Genomic DNA, 19,873 nt, shown 5'->3' on the forward strand with positions numbered 1-19,873 from the left:
CGCTTTACGCCGGACGGAGCATTCGCGGTGCGCAGCGCAGGCCAGGCGCGCACAAGCGATACGTCGGGCGTGAGGAATCACGCGCTGCCCAACTTCGGCCATGCGGGTTTGCCGAACGTTGGCGCGGCGCGTGTGCCTGGCTGATCCGGCCAGGCGTTTTTTCAGGCTCTATCCTCGTCGATCGCATCGAATGGTTGGAGCCGCTGCCGTAGTGCGCGGCAGCCCCGCGATGTCAGCCCGCGCGACGCTTGCGGGTGGCCTCGGCGAGCGTGGCGAGCACCGGCTCGGTCTGCGCCCAGCTCACGCAGGCATCCGTAATCGACACGCCGTAACGCAACGGCACCCCGGCCTTCAGATCCTGACGGCCTTCTTCCAGATGACTCTCGAGCATCACGCCGATGATGCGGCGCTCGTGCTCCGCCAGTTGCCGTGCGATGTCCTGCGCGACTTCAATCTGCCGCGTGTGCGATTTGTTCGAGTTCGCGTGCGAGCAGTCGATCATCACCTGTTCGCGCAGTCCCGCCGAACGTAGCGCGTCGCAGGTGGCCTGCACCGATGCGGCATCGTAGTTCGGTCCTTTCTTGCCGCCGCGCAGAATCACGTGCGCTTCGTCGTTGCCGCGCGTTTCGAAGATCGCGGCCATGCCCATTTTCGTCATGCCCATGAACGCATGGCTCGCGCGCGCCGCGACGATCGCATCCGCCGCGATCTGCACGCCGCCGTCGGTGCCGTTCTTGAAACCGATCGGGCAGCTCAGGCCCGAAGCGAGCTGCCGATGGCTCTGACTCTCGGTCGTGCGCGCGCCGATCGCGCCCCACGCGATCAGATCGGCGATGTACTGCGGGCTTAGCAGATCGAGGAATTCGGTCGCGGTCGACAGCCCCAGGCCGTTGATGTCGAGCAGCAATTGCCGCGCGAGACGCAGGCCCTCGTTGATGCGGAAGCTGCCGTCGAGACGCGGGTCGTTGATATAGCCTTTCCAGCCGACCGTCGTGCGCGGCTTTTCGAAGTACACGCGCATCACGATCAGCAGATCGTCCTTGTAGTGATCGGCGGCGGCCTTCAGCTTGCGCGCGTATTCGATCGCCTGGTCGTGATCGTGAATCGAACACGGGCCGGTGATCAGCACCAGGCGGTCGTCGCGGCCGTGCAGAATGTCGGCGATTTCCGCGCGGGTCTTTTCGACCAGCGTCTGCACGGTGGGCGGCACCGGCAGTTCGTCCTGCAGCAGCGCGGGCGAAATCAACGGACGGACCGCGCCGATACGCACGTCGTCGATGCGCGTGGTGTCCTGGGTGGCGTCGGCCGAGCCGACTTCCTGATCGTGCAACGGGTTGTCGAGGGCGCTCAAGATATTCTCCGCAATCGGTGTGGGGGAGGCGGCGTGGCCGCCTGCCTGCGCGCCCCGTCGCGACTAACGCGCGCGGGCGCTGCATGGGTTTGACGTGCGCCGTGCGGGTTCTCGGCGGGGTTTCGCATGACTTCGCATCACACGCGATGCGAAGTCTGGCGAGGGGCTGAGCGGATCGCGCACGGCTGCGCTGGCGCGATTATGACACTCGCGCCGGGCGCCGGCATGCCGGCGGGCAGCGTGCGGGCTCAGAGCCTTTGCAGCAGGGCGATCGCGGCGGCCGGATTGCGTTCCTTGAAGCCGCTGATCACGTACAGGTAGACGTCGCGCGCGGTCGCGCTGACGGCTGGCGCGGCGCAGGTTTCCAGATCGTTCGGCGTGGTGCCGGCCGCGAGCTGGCGCGCGCGGTCGGCCCAGGCGTCGAGCGCTTTAGTCGAATAACCGTGGGCTTCCGTTTCGCGGGTGCCCATGATGCGCGCGTACACGAACGGCGCGGTGAGGTCGGCGATCTGCGGATAGTCGCTGTCGGCCGCGAGCACGATCGCGACTTTGTAGCGGCGCGCGAGCGCGATAAATTCCGGTGTCCTGAACGACTCGTGACGCACCTCGACCGCATGCCGTATCGACTGTCCTTCGATGCTCTCGGGCAGCAGCTTCAGGAAGGCCTCGAAATCGTCGGGGTCGAATTTTTTGGTCGGCGCGAACTGCCAGTTGATGGGTCCGAGCTTCTGCTCGAGCAGCAGCACGCCGCTCGCGAAGAAGCGCTCGATGGTTTCGCCGGCCTCGGCGAGCACTCTGCGGTTCGTCGCATAGCGCGGCGCTTTCAGCGAGAACACGAAATCGTCGGGCGTTTCCTGAGCCCACTTCTGATAGCTGGCCGGCTTTTGCAAACCGTAGAACGTGCCGTTGATTTCGATCGAGGTCAGTTGCCGGCTCGCGTATTCGAGTTCGCGGCTTTGCGTGAGGCCGTCCGGATAGAACGGGCCGCGCCATGGCGCGTAGGTCCAGCCGCCGATACCGATGCGGATGTGCGAGGCGGTGGTTTTGGGCTTGGTGTGGGTGCTTGCGGTGGCGGCTTTGGTCTCACTGGGCGTGGCGGTTTCGCTCGCGGCACTCGACGCGGGAGCAGCTTGCGCGGCTTTTGTTCTGGCCTTGGCCTGCCTGGTGTCAGCTTTTTCGGGTGGCTGCGCGGCGGACTTCGCAGGCGGCTTCGGCGCTGCCTTTGCGGGTGGTTTGTCTATCGCCTTGGCAGGCGTTTTTGCGGCGGACTTCACGGGCGCTTTGGCGAGTGTCTTTGCCGACGGCTTCGCAGCGGACTTGGCTGCTACCTTCGCGGGCGGCTTCACGGGCGTTTTCGCAGGCGGCCTCGCAGCCGTTTTTGCCGGTGATTTTGCGGTTGCCTTCGCCGGCGACTTCACCGCGACCTTCGCGGCCGCTTTCACGCCTGGCTCCGCGGCTGCCTTCTCGCTTCGCGTTTTGCCGGGTTTCGCGCTTTTCGCTGCGGGCACTTGGGCTCTCCTTCGTCTGCGGTCGACTGCGGCGGGGAAGCCCGTAGATTAGCCGTTTTTGGTGCGGCGCGCGGCCTTGCCCGTGCCGGTGGCTTCGGCTTTGCCGCTGCCTGCGTCAGCCGCCGCACTGGCCTCTTCGAAGCGCCGGTTCGCTTCCGCGACATCCATCCTGAAGCGCTGCAATGCGTTGAGCGCCAGGTCCGGCGGCGTCAGCGCGGTCCAGAGCACGTCGATCAGCTGATCGGCGGTGGCGTCGATATCGATCTGCCGGCTCGTCAGCGTCGCGTCCCACAGCACGTGCTCCATCGGCCCGAACACCATCGAGCGCAGCAGACGCAGCGGCATGTCCGTGCGAATCTCGCCGCTTTGCTGGCCCTGCGCGAGCACGCGCATCAGCGGCGCGGTATAGCGGCGCTGCAATTCGGTCAGCGCTTCATTCAGTTCGTGATGGCGCGCGCGCCCTTCGGACAGCACCAGCGCGCACAGATCGGTGCCGTTCACCAGCATCAGCCGCAGATGCATGCGCACGATGAACGCGAACTGCTGGCGCACACTGCCGTCGCGCGGCAGGCCCGCCTCGATCGCGCCGATGATCTCGTCGTACCAGTCGCCGATCACGCGTGCGCACAGCTCGCGCTTGCCGCGAAAGTAGCTGAACACGGTCGCCTCCGAAATGCCGAGGCGCTGCGCGATTTCGGCGGTCGTCGCGCGTTCGTAGCCCTTTTCGGAGAACACGTCGCGGCCGGCCTGAAGAATTTCCTTCACGCGCTGCTGCGACTTGCGTCCGGCCGGCTGGCGGCGCGACGCGGGGAGTCCGGCCTGTTCGGCAGCCATCATATGAGTCGAATTCAGATTTGTTTCAGCGAGGAGGGTAAAGCAGAACGCTTCAATCATGCTTCGATACCCGATGAACGCGATCCTAGCACCGAATCATGCCCATCGGGTGGTTTCGTCGAATTTCTGAGTAACACTCAAAAATATCTATTGACGCTAACGTCAATCTGGCGTGAAATGCGCGTTGACACGATTCATGATTCGCGCCGCGTCGTCAGGCGACGAACGGCCGCCCACGAACACTGGAGACACCGCCATGCCCAATCTGCCCGGTTTGCAATTCCCGCTCGGCGAAGAGATCGAAATGCTGCGCGACAGCATTGCATCGTTCGCCGCCAAAGAAATCGCGCCGCGCGCGGCGGAAATCGATCGGACCGATCAGTTTCCGATGGACCTGTGGAAGAAGTTCGGCGATCTCGGCGTGCTCGGCATGACGGTCGCCGAGGAATACGGCGGCGCGAACATGGGCTACACCGCGCACATGATCGCGATGGAAGAGATCTCGCGCGCGTCGGCATCGGTTGGGCTCTCGTATGGCGCGCATTCGAATCTGTGCGTGAATCAGATCCACCGCAACGGCACGGACGCGCAGAAGCAGAAGTATCTGCCGAAGCTGGTGTCCGGCGAACACGTCGGCGCACTCGCGATGAGCGAGCCGAACGCCGGCTCGGACGTGGTCAGCATGAAGCTGCGCGCGCAGAAAAAGGGCGATCGCTATGTGCTGAACGGCACCAAGATGTGGATCACCAACGGCCCGGACTGCGACACGCTGGTCGTCTATGCGAAGACCGATCCCGAAGCGAATTCCCGCGGCATTACCGCGTTCATCGTCGAGAAGGGCATGAAGGGCTTTTCCGTCGCGCAGAAGCTCGACAAGCTCGGCATGCGCGGTTCGCACACCGGCGAACTGGTGTTCCAGGACGTCGAAGTGCCGGAAGAGAACATCCTCGGGCAGTTGAACGGCGGCGTGAAGGTGCTGATGAGCGGCCTCGACTACGAGCGCGCGGTGCTCGCGGGCGGCCCGACCGGGATCATGGTCGGGGTGATGGATGCGGTCGTGCCGTATATCCACGACCGCAAGCAGTTCGGCCAGTCGATCGGCGAATTCCAGCTGATCCAGGGCAAGGTCGCCGATCTGTACACGACGTTGCAGGCGTGCCGCGCGTATCTGTACGCGGTCGGCCGTCAGCTCGACACGCTCGGCAACGAGCATGTGCGCCAGGTGCGCAAGGACTGCGCGGGCGTGATTCTGTACACCGCTGAAAAAGCCACGTGGATGGCCGGCGAGGCGATCCAGATTCTCGGCGGCAACGGCTATATCAACGAGTATCCGGTCGGGCGTCTGTGGCGCGATGCGAAGCTCTATGAAATCGGCGCGGGCACGAGCGAGATTCGCCGCATGCTGATCGGCCGCGAGCTGTTCGCCGAGACGCTGTAAGCAGGCGCGGGCGCGAGCCCCTACGAGCCTCTAAAGCCTTCAGAAAAACGGCACTCCGGAGAAGCCACGACATGCCGATCATCGAATCAAAGCTGAACCCGCGCTCCGACGAATTTCGCGCGAACGCGGCGGCGCTCGAAGCGCTCGTCGCCGATCTGCGCGCGAAAATCGAGCAGCTTGCGCAAGGCGGCGGCCAGGCCGCGCGCGACAAGCACACGAGCCGCGGCAAACTGCTGCCGCGCGAGCGTATCGCGCAACTGCTCGATCCGGGCACGCCGTTTCTCGAGCTGTCGCAGCTCGCCGCGTACGGCATGTACAACGACGACGCGCCGGGCGCCGGCGTGATCACCGGCATCGGCCGCATCGCCGGGCAGGAGTGCGTGATCGTCTGCAACGACGCGACCGTGAAGGGCGGCACCTACTATCCGGTGACCGTGAAGAAGCACGTACGCGCGCAGGAAATCGCCAGCGAAAACCGCTTGCCGTGCGTGTACCTGGTCGACTCCGGCGGCGCGAATCTGCCGAACCAGGACGACGTGTTTCCCGATCGCGATCACTTCGGCCGCATCTTCTACAACCAGGCGAATCTGTCGGCCGCGGGCATTCCGCAGATCGCCGTCGTGATGGGGTCGTGTACCGCGGGCGGCGCGTATGTGCCGGCGATGAGCGATGAATCGATCATCGTGAAGAACCAGGGGACGATTTTTCTCGGCGGGCCGCCACTGGTCAAAGCCGCGACCGGCGAAGTCGTCAGCGCGGAAGACCTCGGCGGCGGCGATGTGCATACGCGGCTGTCGGGCGTGGTCGATCATCTCGCGCAGAACGACGCGCATGCGCTCGCGATCGCGCGCAGCATCGTGGGCAACCTGAATCGCGCGAAAGCGGCGCCGCTCGTGCTGCAGGAGCCGAAGCCGCCGCGCTACGACCCGCAGAGCCTCTACGGCGTGATTCCGGTCGATACGCGCAAGCCGTTCGATATCCGCGAGGTGATCGCGCGTATCGTCGACGACTCGGCCTTCGACGAATTCAAGGCGCGTTACGGCACCACGCTGGTGTGCGGCTTCGCGCATATCTGGGGCCATCCGGTCGGCATCATCGCGAACAACGGCATTCTGTTTTCCGAGTCGGCGTTGAAGGGCACGCACTTCATCGAGCTGTGCTGCCAGCGCAAGATTCCGCTCGTGTTCCTGCAGAACATCACCGGCTTCATGGTGGGTCGCAAGTACGAAAACGAAGGCATCGCGCGTAATGGCGCGAAGATGGTGACGGCGGTGGCGACGGCGAAGGTGCCGAAGTTCACGGTGATCATCGGCGGCTCGTTCGGCGCGGGCAATTACGGCATGTGCGGTCGCGCGTATTCGCCGCGCCTCCTGTGGATGTGGCCGAACGCGCGCATCTCGGTGATGGGCGGCGAGCAGGCGGCCTCGGTACTCGCCACCGTCAAGCGCGATGGCATCGAAGCGAAGGGCGGCAACTGGAGCGCGGAAGAAGAAGAGGCGTTCAAGCAGCCGATCCGCGAGCAATATGAGCATCAGGGGCATCCGTACTATGCGAGCGCGCGGCTGTGGGACGACGGCGTGATCGATCCGGCGCAGACTCGCGACGTGCTCGGTCTCGGTCTGTCGGCGAGCATGAACGCGCCGATCGAAGACACGCGCTTCGGCGTGTTCAGAATGTGAGCGCGGCGATGCCATCACGTATGACGCAACGACACGACGCAAGGGAGTGCGACGCATGCAATACGAAACGCTGAAGCTCGAGGTGGCCGGCCAGGTCGCGACGCTCACGTTGAATCGTCCGGAAGTGCGCAACGCGTTCAACGAAACGATGATCGCGGAACTGACCGCCGCGTTTGCCGCACTCGACGCGCGCGACGACATCCGCGCGGTCGTGCTTGCCGCGAGCGGCAAGGCGTTCTGCGCGGGCGCCGACCTGAACTGGATGAAGAAGATGGCCGGCTACTCGGACGATGAAAATCGTGCCGACGCGATGCGGCTGGCCGGCATGCTGTCGGCCGTGTATCGCTGCAACAAGCCGGTGATCGCGCGCGTGAACGGCGATGCGTACGCGGGCGGCATGGGCCTGATCGCCGCGTGCGATATCGTCGTCGCGATGGATTCCGCGCACTTCTGCCTGTCCGAAGCTCGGCTCGGCCTGATTCCTGCGACGATCGCGCCATACGTGATTCGCGCGCTTGGCGAGCAGGCTGCGCGGCGCTATTTCGTCAGCGCCGAAGCGTTCGACTGCGCGACGGCGCTGCGCCTCGGTCTGGTCAGCGAGTCGGTGAGCAGTCCGGAGCAACTCGACGCGACCGTCGCGCAACTCGCGCAAACGCTGTGCGCGAACGGTCCGCAAGCGGTGCGCGCATGCAAGCGGCTCGTGCAGGACATCGCGGGCCGCGAGTTGAACGAAGCGCTGATCGCGGATACGGCGGTGCGTATTGCGCAAACGCGGGCCGGCGCGGAAGGCCGTGAAGGCGTCGCGTCGTTCCTCGAAAAGCGCTCGCCGGGCTGGCGCAACTGACGCGCCTCACCAATCACCATCGCGCGCTACCGCCTATTTCATCGAGACCCTCATGTTCAACAAGATCCTGATTGCCAACCGGGGCGAGATCGCCTGCCGCGTCGCCGCGACCTGCAAACGGCTCGGCATCGCGAGCGTGGCCGTCTATTCGGACGCGGACGCCAACGCGAAACACGTCGCCGCGTGCGACGAAGCGGTGCATATCGGCGGTTCGACCGCGGCGGAAAGCTATCTGCGCATCGAGCGCATTATCGAGGCCGCGCGCGCGACCGGCGCTCAGGCCGTGCATCCGGGCTACGGCTTTCTTTCGGAGAACGAAGACTTCGCGCATGCATGCGAGGCGGCCGGCATCGTCTTTATCGGACCGCCGGTCGAGGCGATTGCTGCGATGGGCTCGAAGGCCGCCGCCAAGGCGTTGATGCACGCGGCCGCGGTGCCGCTCGTGCCCGGCTATCATGGCGACGACCAGGACCCGCAACTGCTGCAGCGCGAAGCGGACGCGATCGGTTATCCGGTGCTGCTGAAGGCGAGCGCGGGCGGCGGCGGCAAGGGCATGCGCGTGGTCGAACGCAGCGCGGACTTTGCGGCAGCGTTGCTGTCGTGCAAGCGCGAAGCGGCAAGCAGCTTCGGCAACGATCGCGTGCTGATCGAAAAGTATCTGATGCGGCCGCGTCACGTCGAAGTGCAGGTGTTCGCCGATCGGCACGGCGGCGCGGTCTATCTGTTCGATCGCGACTGCTCGGTGCAGCGGCGTCACCAGAAGGTGCTCGAGGAAGCACCAGCGCCGGGGCTCGATGCGGACGTGAAGCGCGCGATGGGCGAAGCGGCGGTGGCTGCCGCGCGCGCGGTCAACTACGTCGGCGCGGGCACGGTCGAATTCATCATGACGCCGACCGGCGAGTTCTATTTCATGGAAATGAACACGCGCCTGCAGGTCGAACATCCGGTCACCGAGATGGTGACGGGGCAGGACCTCGTCGAATGGCAGTTGCGGGTCGCGGCGGATGAGCCGTTGCCGCTCACGCAGCAGCAACTGAAGCTCGACGGTCACGCGATCGAGGCGCGCATCTACGCCGAGCATCCGGCGCGCGGCTTCCTGCCGTCGACGGGTACGCTCAAGCATCTGCGCATGCCCGAAGGCGTCGAGTTCGCGATCGACGCGGCCGGTTTGGGCGAGCCGGGCCGCAAGGCGCCGGTGCGCATCGACAGCGGCGTGCGCGAGGGCGACACGATCACGCCGTTCTACGATCCGATGATCGCGAAGCTGATCGTGCACGGCGCGACGCGCGAAGAGGCGTTGGCACGGCTCGCTCGGGCGCTGCATGCGTGCGAGGTGGTCGGGCCGCATACGAACGTCGAGTTTCTGCAGCGCATCGTTGCGAGCGAGCCGTTCGCGAGCGGCGATCTCGACACTGGCTTGATCGAGCGGCATCACGATGCGCTGTTTGCGCCGGGGAAAAAGCCGTTCAGGGAAGCGCTCGCGCTGGCGTGCGCGGCGCTGCTCACGCGCGAGGGCGGCACCGCGCATGGCGCGTCGCCGTGGGATGCGCTGTCGCACTGGCGGCTCAATAGCGGTTATACGCAAACGCTCGGCTGGCGCATGATCGACGACGCCGCGCACGACGACGGCGCCGCCGCGTTCACGGTCGTTTTCGCGCGCAACGGCGGTGGGCAGACCTCGTCGCAAACGCCCGCGCAAACGCTCGAACACGACGGCGTGCGCGAGGCGTTCACGTGGTCGGCCGGCGCGGGCGCGCACGAATTCCGCGCGACGATCGGCGATGCGCGCGTGAGCGGTCGTGTGTTCGTCGACGGCGACCGGTTCCACGTGTTCTGCCATGGCGAAGCGCTCGCGTTCGAATGGCAGAACCTGCTCGCGCATGCGGCCGATGCCGAAGGCGGCGAAGGCCGTCTCACCGCGCCGATGCCGGGCAAGGTGATCGCGGTGCTGGTCGAGCCGGGCGCGGTGGTCGAGAAGGGCACGCCGCTGCTCGTGATGGAGGCGATGAAAATGGAGCACACGATCGGCGCGCCGACCGCGGGCACGGTGACCGAGGTGCTGTATGCGGTGGGCGATCAGGTCACCGACGGTGCGCAGCTACTGGTGCTGGACGTGCAGTGATCTGACGGTGCGCGTGGGGTGGTTGTGAACCGACTCACGCGAGCCGCGCGTAACCCGCCGCGCGCGCTTCGCTTTCGAGTTCGCCGATACGCGCATAGTCGATGAGCGGCAGCGTCGAAAAACCCGTTAAACGCAGACGTTTTGCGCGCTCAGGCCGGATCGCGAGGGTTTCGTTCAGCGCGTCGCGTAGTGCAGTGACGGTCGCGTGCGGCACGTTGGCCGCGGCGATCAACGGCAAGCCCGGCGACGCGGCCGTCGTGCCGATCGCACGCACGCGTCGCGCCAGTTCCGGCAGCACGTCGGATACGAAAGCAAAGGTCACGCAGTCGATCGCGGCGACATCCGCGCGATTGTCGGCGAGCGCGCGCAGCGAGCCGAGATGCGAGCCGGTGCGTAGCACCGTGCCGAAGAACATGCCGGCGCGCGCAAGCGGCGCGACCGCGTGGCGAAACGCGTTCATTCCGCTGTTCGAATCGTCCTCGTTGTAGGCGGCGCGCGCGCCGCGGCACGAGGCGAGTGTGTCGAAGCGCGCGTCGGCGCGCGTGACCAGCACGCTCGAATAATGGGCGCCATCGCAGCCGGGCGCGTCGAAGCAGGGCGTCGCGATCAACTGCACCTGTTCGTGCAGGCCCTGCATCAGCGGATAACCGCAGGTCTGCGAGATCAGCAGGTTCGGACGCCGCCAGAAGCCGTGCAGCTCTTCGTCCGGTTCGACGATGCGGCAGGCGGGCTTGACCCGCCGCAGCACGTCGTCGAGCCACTCGCGCCATTCGAGGTCGAGCGCGGGTGTGACGTTGTACATCGGCAGGGCGGCGATCCAGTTCATGGACGCGATTTTGCCCTAATGCCTGACCAACCTGAATTCGTCGAGACCGAGCTGCACCGATTCGGTCGGCATGAATTGCCATTTTTCCGCGGCGACCGACAGGATGTCCTCCTGCGCGCCCTCGAACGCGGCCAGCAGATCCTGTTTGCGCCGGCTCGCCGCGCCGCAGAACGCCACCAGCGCGTCGGCGCTGACTTCGAAAACCTGCGCACGATCGTCGCAGCACACGCGGAACGCGACTGTCGCGCATTCCGTCACACAGGGCCGGAACCCTTCATCGACATAGACCGACATGGCGAACTCCTTCGGACGCCCGAATCTACAGAATGACAAACCGCGCGTGCCAGGTATGTGGGAGAACCGGCATTGACGGCAAAATGCCCAGTGCCGCCGCGCGCGGCAAACCGGAGGCTGGCTGAAAGCACGCCAGAAGCCGGCCGGGCGGCTCGCAACGAGCCGGGGCCAGGGCCACGCTGAGGAACCGTAGCCGGAAAGGAAGCCGAGGACGACCGAAGCTGCCGCCGGACTTGCCGAAGCGCACCTCGGGCCGACGGGAAAGACGGCGCTGCTCAGGAGATGCTTAAATCAGGGCTGAAAAAGGCACGAAAAAACGGTGCTAAAAAAGCATTAAGCGCTGCGATAAAAGTGTTTAAGGCTGCTGTGGCTGCTATTGCTACTGCGCGCTGCGCGAGGCCATGCGTCATCCGGCGCGCAATCCGGGCGGGGCTACCGCTTGTCATGCACCGTCGACGCGCGGTCCACCTCTGCTTTGTCGGAGATTTTCCCATCAAGTTCGCGGGCCTCGCATGGCTTTCCATGTCCGGCGCGCTCACGCTGATGTTGACGCTCGCGACCCTGCTGTCGATCTGCGCAAGTCTCCACTTTACGATCGTCGCGCGTTTCCTGCTGGCGATGACGTAATGACGTGACGCCGCCAGGCGGCGAGCGCCGTCATCGCCCCGTTCGACTTCACTCGTTGGCGGTGGGTGGCAGCGCCGCCGGCGCAGGCTTCGCGGGCACACGCGAGAAATTGAGCCGGCGGATCAGCGGCCCCAGCGTGGTGGCCTGAACCAGCAAGCTGAACACGACGACCAGGTAGGTCACGCCGATGAACATTTCGCGTCCATGAAAGTCGGGCAGCGATAGCGCGAGTGCGATCGAAATGCCGCCGCGCAGTCCGCCCCATGTCAGCACGACCGTCGAGTGCGGATTGAGGCGGCGGAAGTTCTGCAGCGCGAGCAGCGGGATCGCGACGCTGATGCCGCGCGCGAGCAGCACCACCGGAATCGCCGCGAGCCCGAGCCAGACGATCTCGATATGCAGCGACAGCGCGATGATCTCCAGCCCGATCAGCCCGAACAGCACGAGATTGAGCAACTCGTCGAGCAGGTCCCAGAAGTTGAACAGATGCCCGCGCGTTTTCTCCGACATCGAGGTCAGCGCGCCGTGATTGCCGATCACGAGCCCCATGATCACGACCGCGAGCGGCGCCGACACGTGCAGCGCCTCGGCGAGACTGTAGCCGCCGGTGGCGAGCGCGAGCGTGATCAGGATCTCGACCGGATAGCTGTCGATGCCGCGCAGCAGCAGCGACGCACCGAAGCCGAGCACCGCGCCGAGCACCAGCGCGCCGGCCACTTCGCGCAACAGGTCGAAGGCGATCGCGCTGGTCGAAAACTCGTTCGCGCCGGTCGCGAGTCCGACCAGCGTGACGAACGCGACGACCGCGGTCCCGTCGTTGAACAGCGACTCGCCGGTGATCTTGGTTTCGAGGCTTTCCGGCGCGGCCGCGCGCTTGAGCACGCTGAGCACCGCGATCGGATCCGTCGGCGAAATCAGCGCACCGAACGCGAGACACCACATCAGGCTGACCGGATGACCGAGCCATTGCGCCGCATAGTAGAAGCCGAAGCCGACCACCGCGATCGAGATCAGCACGCCGATGGTCGCGAGCATCAGCACCGCGCGCCGCTGCGTGCGCATCTTCGAGAGATCGACGTGCAGCGCGCCGGCGAACAGCAGCAGGCTCAGCAGCCCGTGAAATACGATGTCGGCGAAATCGATCTGCTCGACGATCTTGCGCGCGGCGATCGCCATTGCCGGATAGTAGAAGCCGAGCGCCGAAATGCCGAGACACACGACGAGCCCGACCGCGGTAATGCCGAGCGTGTCGGGCAACTTGATGAAGCGATAGTTGATGACGCCGAACAGCGCGACGATGGTGAACAGCGCACCGGTAATCTGGAAGATGCTCATGGTGCGATAGAGGTCGGAGCGGAGGGCACGCTCGCCGAGCCAAGCAGGCCGGCCACGCGTTCGATATTGACGGGGGCCACGCGGATCGCGCCGCGCCCGGGGACGTCGACGTCGCCGATCAGCGTGAACGACACGGAGATCACGAACGGCAGCACCATCAGCGACGCGCGGTGTCGACGGTTGCCCGCGCTGTAGCCGATCAGCACGTTGCAGCAGATCGCGATGGCGACCATCAGCGCCCACGCGGCGACCGGGATCTGGTTGCGCCAGCCGGCCTGGGTGTTCGAATACGAGGTCAGCACGTCGTTGACGCTGGCGACCGCGAGCGTGGTGGGCGGGGTTGGCTGCGCGGCGGCACCGCGCACGGCGACGCTCCACATCTCGTGCGAGAGCCGCTTCGTTTGCGCGTCGACGTTCTGCAGTTGCACGCGGTCGTGAGCGCGGTAGAACTGCAGTCGCGCGTCGAGATAGCGCGTGAGTACCGAGCGCAATTCGCTCGTCTCGGCGGCGGGCAGCAGGTCGGCGCGGTTGAAGGCGGTCGAGATCGCCGCGGCCTCGGCCGCCTCGTTGCTCTGACGCGTGTTGTAGCCGCCGATCGCCATCGACAGCGTGAAGCCGATGATCAGGCCGAGCAGCGTGAGCGTCGCGCCGAGGATCATCCGCACGTCTTCGGCACCGCCCGCTTCGGGACGACGTAAGCGCGCGATCACGAGGGCACCGAAATAGCTCGCGCAGGACAACACGCCAAACGAAATCAGAAACAACTGCCACGAGTGCGGCATTGAACCAGCGAGATATTCCACCAGCAATTCCTTATTCAAAGCTTATTTGATTCGATAAGCGGTCCGCCACCGCACGGCTATTGCCGCGACGATCAGGCGGGTGATTGCACCGGCTTGCGAAGCCCATGCCGGCGCGACGAACGCTTATTCAAATGCGGTGAACGATGTCAATCGGACACGCCTATTTTTATCGGACCATAGCGCTTCCGCTTCCGGCGGAGGCTATGAACGAGGGACGACGAACCTGATACTGCGCGTGGTTCGCCATGAGGATTTACCCTACATTGATGAAAGGGTGTTGTCGGACAATTGAAATGCGTGTTGAGTTCCGACGGGGTTCAATAAAGTCGGCATTTCTTTTATTTCAAGATATTTTATTTTGAGACTGGTCCGATGCCGCTGGCGTTTACTTGTGTGCAGTTGCGCGATTTCGCGGCGCGACGTATTGCCGGGCTCGGTGCTGTCTTTTGGCATGACCCGGCCATCGGTCCACTGTGATGAACCCATTCGCCACAATAGAGTAGCTGCCGATTTCGATTGAATCGCGTGTTTGAATTAAGCGATGACCAAGGTAACGATGAGTGCATGGGCGGCACTGTCGATCGATATGAATTTGTAATGCGGTGCACTGAAGGATCAATTCACAATTAGCCAATTCGTGAACAAAATTGTGCATAAATGTGTGAAGCGTCTTTTTAATCGACGTATTGAAATGGCGAGGGCAGGGAAAGTCCTGGCCAAAAAAATGCTTAAATATAACAATTTTTTGCATTCGTTATACGAGAATGATGCAGCATGAATGCATGGCGAAATTCTGTTCTGTAGCAATGGCTGAAGACGGAGAAAAACATGGAAAAAACATATCGCTATCGGGGTTTCGACATCGTGGTCAACTCTCTGCGCGCCACGGTTGCCGTCGCGCGTCGGGACGACGCGAGCTCGCAGTACGCGTATATGGCCGGCGTTACGCTGAAGGCGCGTTTGAGCGGCGGCGAATGGTCGACGGCTTTTCGCATTGGGCCGATATCCGGCCGTTTGTCCGCGGATCTGCGCGAGGTGCTCGCGGCCGGATTCGCGGCCGGCACCCAGGTCGTCGACGACGTCATGAGCGTGATGGGCGTGATGGGTGACGGACATATGCGCGCGGTGCCGGAGAGTATGGGAACGCACCTGTCTATCTGAGCACCGGAATGGCCGGATCGAGGATTGGTCCGGATGAAACTCTGAATGTCGGGAAGAACAATCCACGCAGTACATGATCCGGCATGCGATAGCACATGGGAGGCGTGACCGGTCGCAGGGGCGGGCAGTCGGTTAGACCAGACAAGACAGAACAGCCGCAACTCATCAATGTTGTGAATGCCGTTGCCAGCGGTGTCGAGTGCAGAAGTGCCCGCGCGCATTCCCCCGGATGCATGTGGGGTGCGGCAACGCGCACTCGTCTCCGCAGCGTCCCGTTGTTTGAATCCCGCCTTCCCCTGTGCGGGATTTTTTTTTGTCCGCGCGTAAAGCTTTTCGCAATAGGCGTTGAATGAGTACCGAATAGGTACTCTATGGCGTGCCGTGAATCATAAAACAACATCTTAACGTTCCTTGACACTACACTGCTTGCTTCATCGTTATAGTTCGATTTGCATCTCAAAAAATGAAATACTCGCCTTCTATCCGACGTGCAATCAAGGCAAATAAAAATGCGTGCAGTTCACATGATTTATTTGTGGCAATCATGTGAAAAGAAGGCATGAAGCGAGATAAAAATCGGGGTAAGGAATGATTATTCGAAAATCGTTTTTGTTTACCGCTGTATTTTCTTTGGCAGGCGCGGCCATATCGGCTTATTTCAATCTGGCCGACGACAGCGCCCTGCAGACCATTGCGCAGCCCCACTGGATGACCCGACTTCATATCGTCACGGCATTCGCGGGCGCGTTCCTGCTTGCGCGCTTCATCGTCGATAGCCCGGCGGCATTGCAGACGCCGACCGGAAAGTCGAGCTATGGCGTGGGCATGGTGCCGCGCGTCGGCGCGGTGAGATTCTTTATCCCCGGAAAAAACGGCTTCTTTTCCACGAAGCGCAGCTTTCAGCTGATCGGCATCGTGGTGTGCCTGATGCTGCAGTTCATCTCCGTGGTGGGGGCAACGGACCTGGATGGCTCCGATTCGCGCGAGCAGCCTGTTCGCATGAACGCGGCCGACGGGACGTTGGCGACCTGAAAAACCGCAAGCTGTTCGGCGGCGCGTCGTGTTCTACCGCAATCCGGGCAGCGGGGACGGCTGGAAGTACGAGATCGAAAAGAAGATGCTCGATGCGGACAAGTCGCTGAAACTCTCGCGGGTGGATCAGTTTCTGGCTGCCGAGGGCAGCGTCGGCGTGCCCGCCGACGTGGCGCAGCATCAGACCTGTTTTGCGTGTCACGCGGCGCGCGTGAGGGATCGCGATTACGTGTTCACGCGATACGCGCCGTGAGGTTGATCTGTTGGACTCAATGCGCGCCACCGGCGCGCATGGCCCGATATTCCCGCTGTACGATCTGCATCAGCTCCGCGACTGAGGTGAGCGCGCTCTGTTGCTCGTAGGTCACGCGGCCCCGCTGCATCAACATGATGCGATCCGCGATATCGAGCGTTTGCGCATAGTTGTGCATGATCATGATGATGGACAGGCCGCCTTTTTCCTTCAGACGCATCAGCAGGTCGATGATGAGGCCCGCCTCGCGCGCGCCCATCGCGGCGAGCGGCTCGTCGAGCAACAGGATCTTCGCATTCGAATGCACGGCGCGCGCCACGGCGATGGCCTGACGCTGGCCGCCCGACAGACGCTCCACCGGTAAATCCACCGAAGGCACGTGCACGCCGATATCGTCGAGGCATTGCGCCGCGCGTTCGCGCATCTGTTTGTGGTCGAGCAGCCTGAACGGTCCGCGTCGCACGATTTCGCGGTTCAGGAACATGTTGTGGTAAATGCTCAGCGAGTTCGCGAGCGCGAGATCCTGATACACGCACTCGATACCGAGCGAACGCGCGTGATCGACCGAGCGCAGCAGCGTCTCCTCGCCATCGACGTAGAGCGTGCCGTCCGTTTGCTGATGAAAGCCCGTGAGGATCTTCACGAGCGTCGACTTACCCGCGCCGTTATCGCCGAGTACGCCGAGAATTTCGCCCTTGCCAAGCGTAAGCGAGACGCCATCGAGCGCCGTCACCGCGCCGAAGCGTTTGACGAGGTTCTCGCCGCGCAGCGCCAACGGCGCATCGGGTGCGCGAGTTGCGCTGGGCGCGGCGTTCGTGCCGGCGCCAGCGTTCGCGGAGGAGGATTGCGATTCGTCCATCAGCGTCTGCGCTTGCGGCGAATGCGGCCGACGTGGATATTGAAGATCATCGCCGCCAGAATCGCGGCACCGAGAATGATGTTGAACGTGAATGCGTTGATGCCGATCAGCGTGAAGCCGTCGTTGAGAATGCCGAGTACCGCCGCGCCAATCAATCCGCCCACGATCGTGCCGGAGCCGCCCGTGAGCGGTGTGCCGCCGATCACGGCGGCGGCCACCGCGAGGAACATGATCTGATTGCCGCCCGCCTGCGGATCGATCGAGGTAATCCGGAAAGCTTCGAGCATGCCGGTAAAACCCGCGAGCACCGCGGCGAGAATGAAATTGCCGAGACGCAGCCGCCTCACATGAATGCCGGCTTCGCTCGCGCCAAGTGGATTCGCGCCCGCGGCCTGCGTATGCAGACCCCAGCGCGTATGCCGCAATAGCACGTGCATCGCGAACGCGATCGCCAAAGTCCAGATGATTTCGCTGTAGCCCCACGCGCCCATGAACGCGGCGAACGTCGGCGAGCCAGGCGTGGGAGCGGGCGTGCCGCGCGAGAGGGTGAGCGTGATGCCGTTGATCAGAAAGAGCGTGCCGAGCGTCGTGACGAACGAGGGCAGCCGCAGCCACACCGTTATCGCGCCGTTCGCGAAACCGACGATTGCCGCGGCCAGCAGCCCCGCGATCACGGCGAGCCACATCGGCGCGCCCGCATCGTTCGCGAACACCATCATGAACGGGGCGAACGCGAACACCATGCCGGCGGACAGATCGATGTCGCCACCGATCATCAGCATGATTTCGCCGAACGCGATAATCGCCACCGGCGCGATGAACTGCGAGAGGTTGACGAGGCTTGCGTTGGTCAGCAGGAAATCGTGATTCGCGAATTCGAAGTAGGCGGCCAGCAGCACGGCCACGAGCAGAATGCGCAGCTCGGCCGCCCAGTGCGACGCGAAGGACACGCCCGCGCGCCTGGGCGCGCGGACCGCTTCGGTGTTGCCGGTGTCGTTCACGGTATTCATCAGGACTTGATGGCGCCGGACCTCGGAACGATTTGCTGCTTGTCGGTCTTGCCTTCAAAACGCGTCGACGTATTGAGGTACGGCTCGACGTTTTCCTTCGTCACGAATTTCAGGCCGGTGTTGATTTCGGCCGGTCCGACGAGACCGCCCGAGCTGAGGAACACGAACGCCTGCATCACCGTATAGAAGCCCTGTACGTAGGGTTGCTGATCGATGGTGAAGTCGAGAAAGCCTTCGTGGATCAACTGGATCGTGGTCGGCAGCAGATCGAAGCCGCCGCCGTGCACGCCCTTCGCGGGCAGGTTCGATTCCTTCATCACCTGCGCGACGCCCTGGGTGCTGCCCGCGTCGACGGCGAACATGCCCTTCAGATCCTGATGGCCGAGATAGAACGACTTGATCTTCGACAGTTCCTCGTTGACGGTCGCGCCGGTGGCGACGGTCTGGATGTCGATCTTCTTGCCGGACTTCTTGATGGCGTCGCTCGCACCGTCCAGCCGCGGCTGGATATTGAGCTGCCCCGGCGTGGCGATGAACAGCGCGACCATGCCGCTGTCGATCAGGCTCACGATGCGCTCGCCCATCTGGTAGCCCGACAGGTACAGATCCTGGCCGATATATGCGAGGCGTGGATTCTTCTTGCCGCGCGGCGCGTCGGCGTTATAGGCGAAGACCGGAATGCCGGCGTCGAGCGCGGCCTGGATCGGTTTGTCGAAAGCGCTCGGATCGACGATCGGCACCGCGATCGCGTCGGCCTTGGCGGCAATCGCCGAATTGACGGCACGAACCATTTCGCCCGCATCGGACGTGGCCGAGCCGGTCCACTGATAATCCATGCCGAGTAATGAGCACGCATCCTGAATGCCGTATTGCGTGGGCACGAAGAACGGATTGGTGGTGACGTGATTGACGAAGACGATCTTCCACTTCTTGTGCGACGGAAACGCCGCCTGTGCCGCCTGTGCGCTGCTGATCAACCCGCCCGTGCCACCGAGCGCACCCATCAGCGAAAGCGCCGCGCCGAGTCCCACGCCCTGCATCATGCCCCGTCGCGCCGTGCTGAAACCGTTGTTGCCCTGTTCCTGATCGTCATCCCGTTGCTGTGCCATCTCTTCCTCCGGTTCTTTTCTTCGTTGGTCGATGTGGTCGACGTTGAGTCGATCGCGTGCAGATGCTGGACGGCACCGGGAGTGCGCTGGATAGTGCAGGACTAGGGGGCGGTCAGACGTGCGGCCCCGATTCGAAAGCGCTCGATACGCGCCGTGCGGTACCGCAAAAATGTTAGTGCAGCGCGGTTGCGCCTCCTAATCCATGTATACCCCTAACTAGTCGTGCTGTTCCGACTATTGGGACGGATGGCTATTTGAGCGTGCGGTGGGGGACGCTGGGGGGCGATTCGAGGACTCGCGGCGGGGTGACAAAGTGCTTTCGCGGGCTTTACATCCCGAGGGGCGAGCCGTGCGCGATGAGCCGCACATCGATGCGATGAGCGTCACGTCACGAGAGCAAACAAAGCTTCGATGAATGCCAGCGTGGTGCACCGCATCATAGTTACGGTTCAGTACCGATGCGGGAGGGCTCGAAGGAGCCGCTTCGCCTTTGATGCTGCAGAAGCGAGCCAAATCGATGCGGGTCTAATCGCAGCATGCACTGCTTTCCGGCCAATCTACGCAGCGCTCTGGCCAACTTTCGACGCCTGCCGTTCTCCATTCCCTCTGCGTGGACCAACATGTCCTTCCGATAGCTGTTGTACCAACGAAAGGACACGGAATGAAGACCAAAGCAGCAATCGCATGGAAAGCCGGCGCCCCGTTGACGATCGAGGAAGTCGATCTCGAAGGCCCGCGCGCCGGTGAAGTCCTGATCGAAGTGAAGGCGACGGGCATCTGCCACACCG

18 protein-coding genes and 2 pseudogenes are annotated in these 19,873 nt (G+C 63.6%); 9 read left to right on the forward strand and 11 right to left on the reverse strand.

Going from position 1 to position 19,873, the window contains the following annotated elements; genetic code table 11:
• Positions 1-232: 232 nt before the first annotated feature.
• The 3 genes from HHL14_RS30390 to HHL14_RS30400 all read right to left on the reverse strand — a co-directional run bounded on the left by HHL14_RS30390 (position 233) and on the right by HHL14_RS30400 (position 3,696).
• Positions 233-1,351, reverse strand: a complete 1,119-nt coding sequence (locus HHL14_RS30390) for a 3-deoxy-7-phosphoheptulonate synthase (RefSeq protein WP_329601761.1) — start codon at positions 1,349-1,351, stop codon at positions 233-235.
• Between the two features lie 248 nt (positions 1,352-1,599).
• Positions 1,600-2,379, reverse strand: a complete 780-nt coding sequence (locus HHL14_RS30395) for a DUF72 domain-containing protein (RefSeq protein ID WP_329601762.1) — start codon at positions 2,377-2,379, stop codon at positions 1,600-1,602.
• A gap of 528 nt (positions 2,380-2,907) precedes the next feature.
• Positions 2,908-3,696 (reverse strand): TetR/AcrR family transcriptional regulator, encoded by a 789-nt coding sequence (locus tag HHL14_RS30400; RefSeq protein WP_169501305.1) that lies wholly within the window; start codon positions 3,694-3,696, stop codon positions 2,908-2,910.
• Between the two features lie 253 nt (positions 3,697-3,949).
• Here HHL14_RS30400 and HHL14_RS30405 point away from each other — a divergent pair, with 253 nt between their 5' ends.
• From HHL14_RS30405 to HHL14_RS30420, 4 genes are all read left to right on the forward strand, one after another.
• Positions 3,950-5,131, forward strand: coding sequence for an isovaleryl-CoA dehydrogenase (locus HHL14_RS30405; protein ID WP_169501306.1), 1,182 nt, complete (start codon positions 3,950-3,952; stop codon positions 5,129-5,131).
• Positions 5,132-5,202: 71 nt separating this feature from the next.
• Complete coding sequence (locus HHL14_RS30410) at positions 5,203-6,810, forward strand: carboxyl transferase domain-containing protein (RefSeq protein ID WP_169501307.1); 1,608 nt, start codon at positions 5,203-5,205, stop codon at positions 6,808-6,810.
• Between the two features lie 55 nt (positions 6,811-6,865).
• Positions 6,866-7,654 carry an enoyl-CoA hydratase/isomerase family protein gene (locus HHL14_RS30415; protein WP_169501308.1) on the forward strand — a complete coding sequence of 263 codons (789 nt, stop codon included), beginning with the start codon at positions 6,866-6,868 and terminating at the stop codon, positions 7,652-7,654.
• Positions 7,655-7,706: 52 nt separating this feature from the next.
• The gene (locus tag HHL14_RS30420) at positions 7,707-9,776 is read left to right on the forward strand and encodes an acetyl/propionyl/methylcrotonyl-CoA carboxylase subunit alpha (RefSeq protein ID WP_169501309.1); all 2,070 of its coding nucleotides are present in this window, start codon (positions 7,707-7,709) and stop codon (positions 9,774-9,776) included.
• 34 nt (positions 9,777-9,810) lie between these two features.
• Here HHL14_RS30420 and HHL14_RS30425 read toward each other — a convergent pair whose 3' ends face one another.
• Both HHL14_RS30425 and HHL14_RS30430 read right to left on the reverse strand, forming a co-directional pair.
• Complete coding sequence (locus HHL14_RS30425) at positions 9,811-10,602, reverse strand: phosphate/phosphite/phosphonate ABC transporter substrate-binding protein (protein ID WP_169501310.1); 792 nt, start codon at positions 10,600-10,602, stop codon at positions 9,811-9,813.
• 15 nt (positions 10,603-10,617) lie between these two features.
• Positions 10,618-10,896, reverse strand: coding sequence for a DUF1488 family protein (locus HHL14_RS30430; protein ID WP_169501311.1), 279 nt, complete (start codon positions 10,894-10,896; stop codon positions 10,618-10,620).
• 282 nt (positions 10,897-11,178) lie between these two features.
• Here HHL14_RS30430 and HHL14_RS30435 point away from each other — a divergent pair, with 282 nt between their 5' ends.
• Positions 11,179-11,523, forward strand: coding sequence for a hypothetical protein (locus HHL14_RS30435; RefSeq protein ID WP_169501312.1), 345 nt, complete (start codon positions 11,179-11,181; stop codon positions 11,521-11,523).
• Between the two features lie 48 nt (positions 11,524-11,571).
• Here HHL14_RS30435 and HHL14_RS30440 read toward each other — a convergent pair whose 3' ends face one another.
• From HHL14_RS30440 to HHL14_RS32955, 3 genes are all read right to left on the reverse strand, one after another.
• Positions 11,572-12,858 carry a cation:proton antiporter gene (locus HHL14_RS30440; protein ID WP_169501313.1) on the reverse strand — a complete coding sequence of 429 codons (1,287 nt, stop codon included), beginning with the start codon at positions 12,856-12,858 and terminating at the stop codon, positions 11,572-11,574.
• Positions 12,855-13,661: a bestrophin-like domain gene (locus HHL14_RS30445; RefSeq protein WP_169501314.1), complete on the reverse strand. Its 807-nt coding sequence runs from the start codon at positions 13,659-13,661 to the stop codon at positions 12,855-12,857. Before HHL14_RS30445 ends, HHL14_RS30440 begins: the two co-directional genes overlap by 4 nt.
• Positions 13,662-13,919: 258 nt before the next feature.
• Entirely contained in the window at positions 13,920-14,114 is a 195-nt protein-coding gene (locus HHL14_RS32955) for a hypothetical protein (RefSeq protein ID WP_206002595.1), read from the reverse strand.
• 375 nt (positions 14,115-14,489) lie between these two features.
• Here HHL14_RS32955 and HHL14_RS30450 point away from each other — a divergent pair, with 375 nt between their 5' ends.
• From HHL14_RS30450 to HHL14_RS33410, 3 genes and pseudogenes are all read left to right on the forward strand, one after another.
• Entirely contained in the window at positions 14,490-14,822 is a 333-nt protein-coding gene (locus HHL14_RS30450; protein WP_169501315.1) for a hypothetical protein, read from the forward strand.
• A 588-nt stretch (positions 14,823-15,410) separates the two neighbouring features.
• The gene (locus HHL14_RS30455) at positions 15,411-15,854 is read left to right on the forward strand and encodes a hypothetical protein (RefSeq protein ID WP_169501316.1); all 444 of its coding nucleotides are present in this window, start codon (positions 15,411-15,413) and stop codon (positions 15,852-15,854) included.
• 25 nt (positions 15,855-15,879) lie between these two features.
• Positions 15,880-16,107 (forward strand): annotated as a pseudogene (locus HHL14_RS33410) (hypothetical protein); the annotation flags it as partial.
• Positions 16,108-16,123: 16 nt separating this feature from the next.
• On the opposite strand, the gene HHL14_RS30470 reads toward HHL14_RS33410, so the two are convergent.
• From HHL14_RS30470 to HHL14_RS30480, 3 genes are read right to left on the reverse strand one after another with little or no spacing between them, the layout of a single operon-like run.
• Complete coding sequence (locus HHL14_RS30470; RefSeq protein ID WP_169501317.1) at positions 16,124-16,966, reverse strand: ATP-binding cassette domain-containing protein; 843 nt, start codon at positions 16,964-16,966, stop codon at positions 16,124-16,126.
• The gene (locus tag HHL14_RS30475; protein WP_169501318.1) at positions 16,966-17,976 is read right to left on the reverse strand and encodes an ABC transporter permease; all 1,011 of its coding nucleotides are present in this window, start codon (positions 17,974-17,976) and stop codon (positions 16,966-16,968) included. Before HHL14_RS30475 ends, HHL14_RS30470 begins: the two co-directional genes overlap by 1 nt.
• Positions 17,976-19,085 carry a sugar ABC transporter substrate-binding protein gene (locus HHL14_RS30480; RefSeq protein ID WP_169501319.1) on the reverse strand — a complete coding sequence of 370 codons (1,110 nt, stop codon included), beginning with the start codon at positions 19,083-19,085 and terminating at the stop codon, positions 17,976-17,978. The genes HHL14_RS30475 and HHL14_RS30480 overlap by 1 nt, the downstream gene beginning before the upstream one ends.
• 661 nt (positions 19,086-19,746) lie before the next feature.
• Here HHL14_RS30480 and HHL14_RS30485 point away from each other — a divergent pair.
• Positions 19,747-19,873 (forward strand): annotated as a pseudogene (locus HHL14_RS30485) (S-(hydroxymethyl)glutathione dehydrogenase); the annotation flags it as partial.

This window comes from Paraburkholderia antibiotica (genome assembly GCF_012927125.1).
In the GTDB taxonomy this organism is placed as follows: Bacteria; Pseudomonadota; Gammaproteobacteria; order Burkholderiales; family Burkholderiaceae; genus Paraburkholderia; species Paraburkholderia antibiotica.

Coding starts and splice junctions, on each gene's coding strand:
- HHL14_RS30415 (WP_169501308.1), top strand. CDS start 6,866: ATGCAATACGAAACGCTGAAGCTCGAGGTGGCCGGCCAGGTCGCGACG.
- HHL14_RS32955 (WP_206002595.1), bottom strand. CDS start 14,114: ATGCCAAAAGACAGCACCGAGCCCGGCAATACGTCGCGCCGCGAAATC.
- HHL14_RS30475 (WP_169501318.1), bottom strand. CDS start 17,976: ATGAATACCGTGAACGACACCGGCAACACCGAAGCGGTCCGCGCGCCC.
- HHL14_RS30410 (WP_169501307.1), top strand. CDS start 5,203: ATGCCGATCATCGAATCAAAGCTGAACCCGCGCTCCGACGAATTTCGC.
- HHL14_RS30430 (WP_169501311.1), bottom strand. CDS start 10,896: ATGTCGGTCTATGTCGATGAAGGGTTCCGGCCCTGTGTGACGGAATGC.
- HHL14_RS30440 (WP_169501313.1), bottom strand. CDS start 12,858: ATGAGCATCTTCCAGATTACCGGTGCGCTGTTCACCATCGTCGCGCTG.
- HHL14_RS30425 (WP_169501310.1), bottom strand. CDS start 10,602: ATGAACTGGATCGCCGCCCTGCCGATGTACAACGTCACACCCGCGCTC.
- HHL14_RS30470 (WP_169501317.1), bottom strand. CDS start 16,966: ATGGACGAATCGCAATCCTCCTCCGCGAACGCTGGCGCCGGCACGAAC.
- HHL14_RS30450 (WP_169501315.1), top strand. CDS start 14,490: ATGGAAAAAACATATCGCTATCGGGGTTTCGACATCGTGGTCAACTCT.
- HHL14_RS30420 (WP_169501309.1), top strand. CDS start 7,707: ATGTTCAACAAGATCCTGATTGCCAACCGGGGCGAGATCGCCTGCCGC.
- HHL14_RS30435 (WP_169501312.1), top strand. CDS start 11,179: ATGCTTAAATCAGGGCTGAAAAAGGCACGAAAAAACGGTGCTAAAAAA.
- HHL14_RS30405 (WP_169501306.1), top strand. CDS start 3,950: ATGCCCAATCTGCCCGGTTTGCAATTCCCGCTCGGCGAAGAGATCGAA.
- HHL14_RS30455 (WP_169501316.1), top strand. CDS start 15,411: ATGATTATTCGAAAATCGTTTTTGTTTACCGCTGTATTTTCTTTGGCA.
- HHL14_RS30480 (WP_169501319.1), bottom strand. CDS start 19,085: ATGGCACAGCAACGGGATGACGATCAGGAACAGGGCAACAACGGTTTC.
- HHL14_RS30400 (WP_169501305.1), bottom strand. CDS start 3,696: ATGATGGCTGCCGAACAGGCCGGACTCCCCGCGTCGCGCCGCCAGCCG.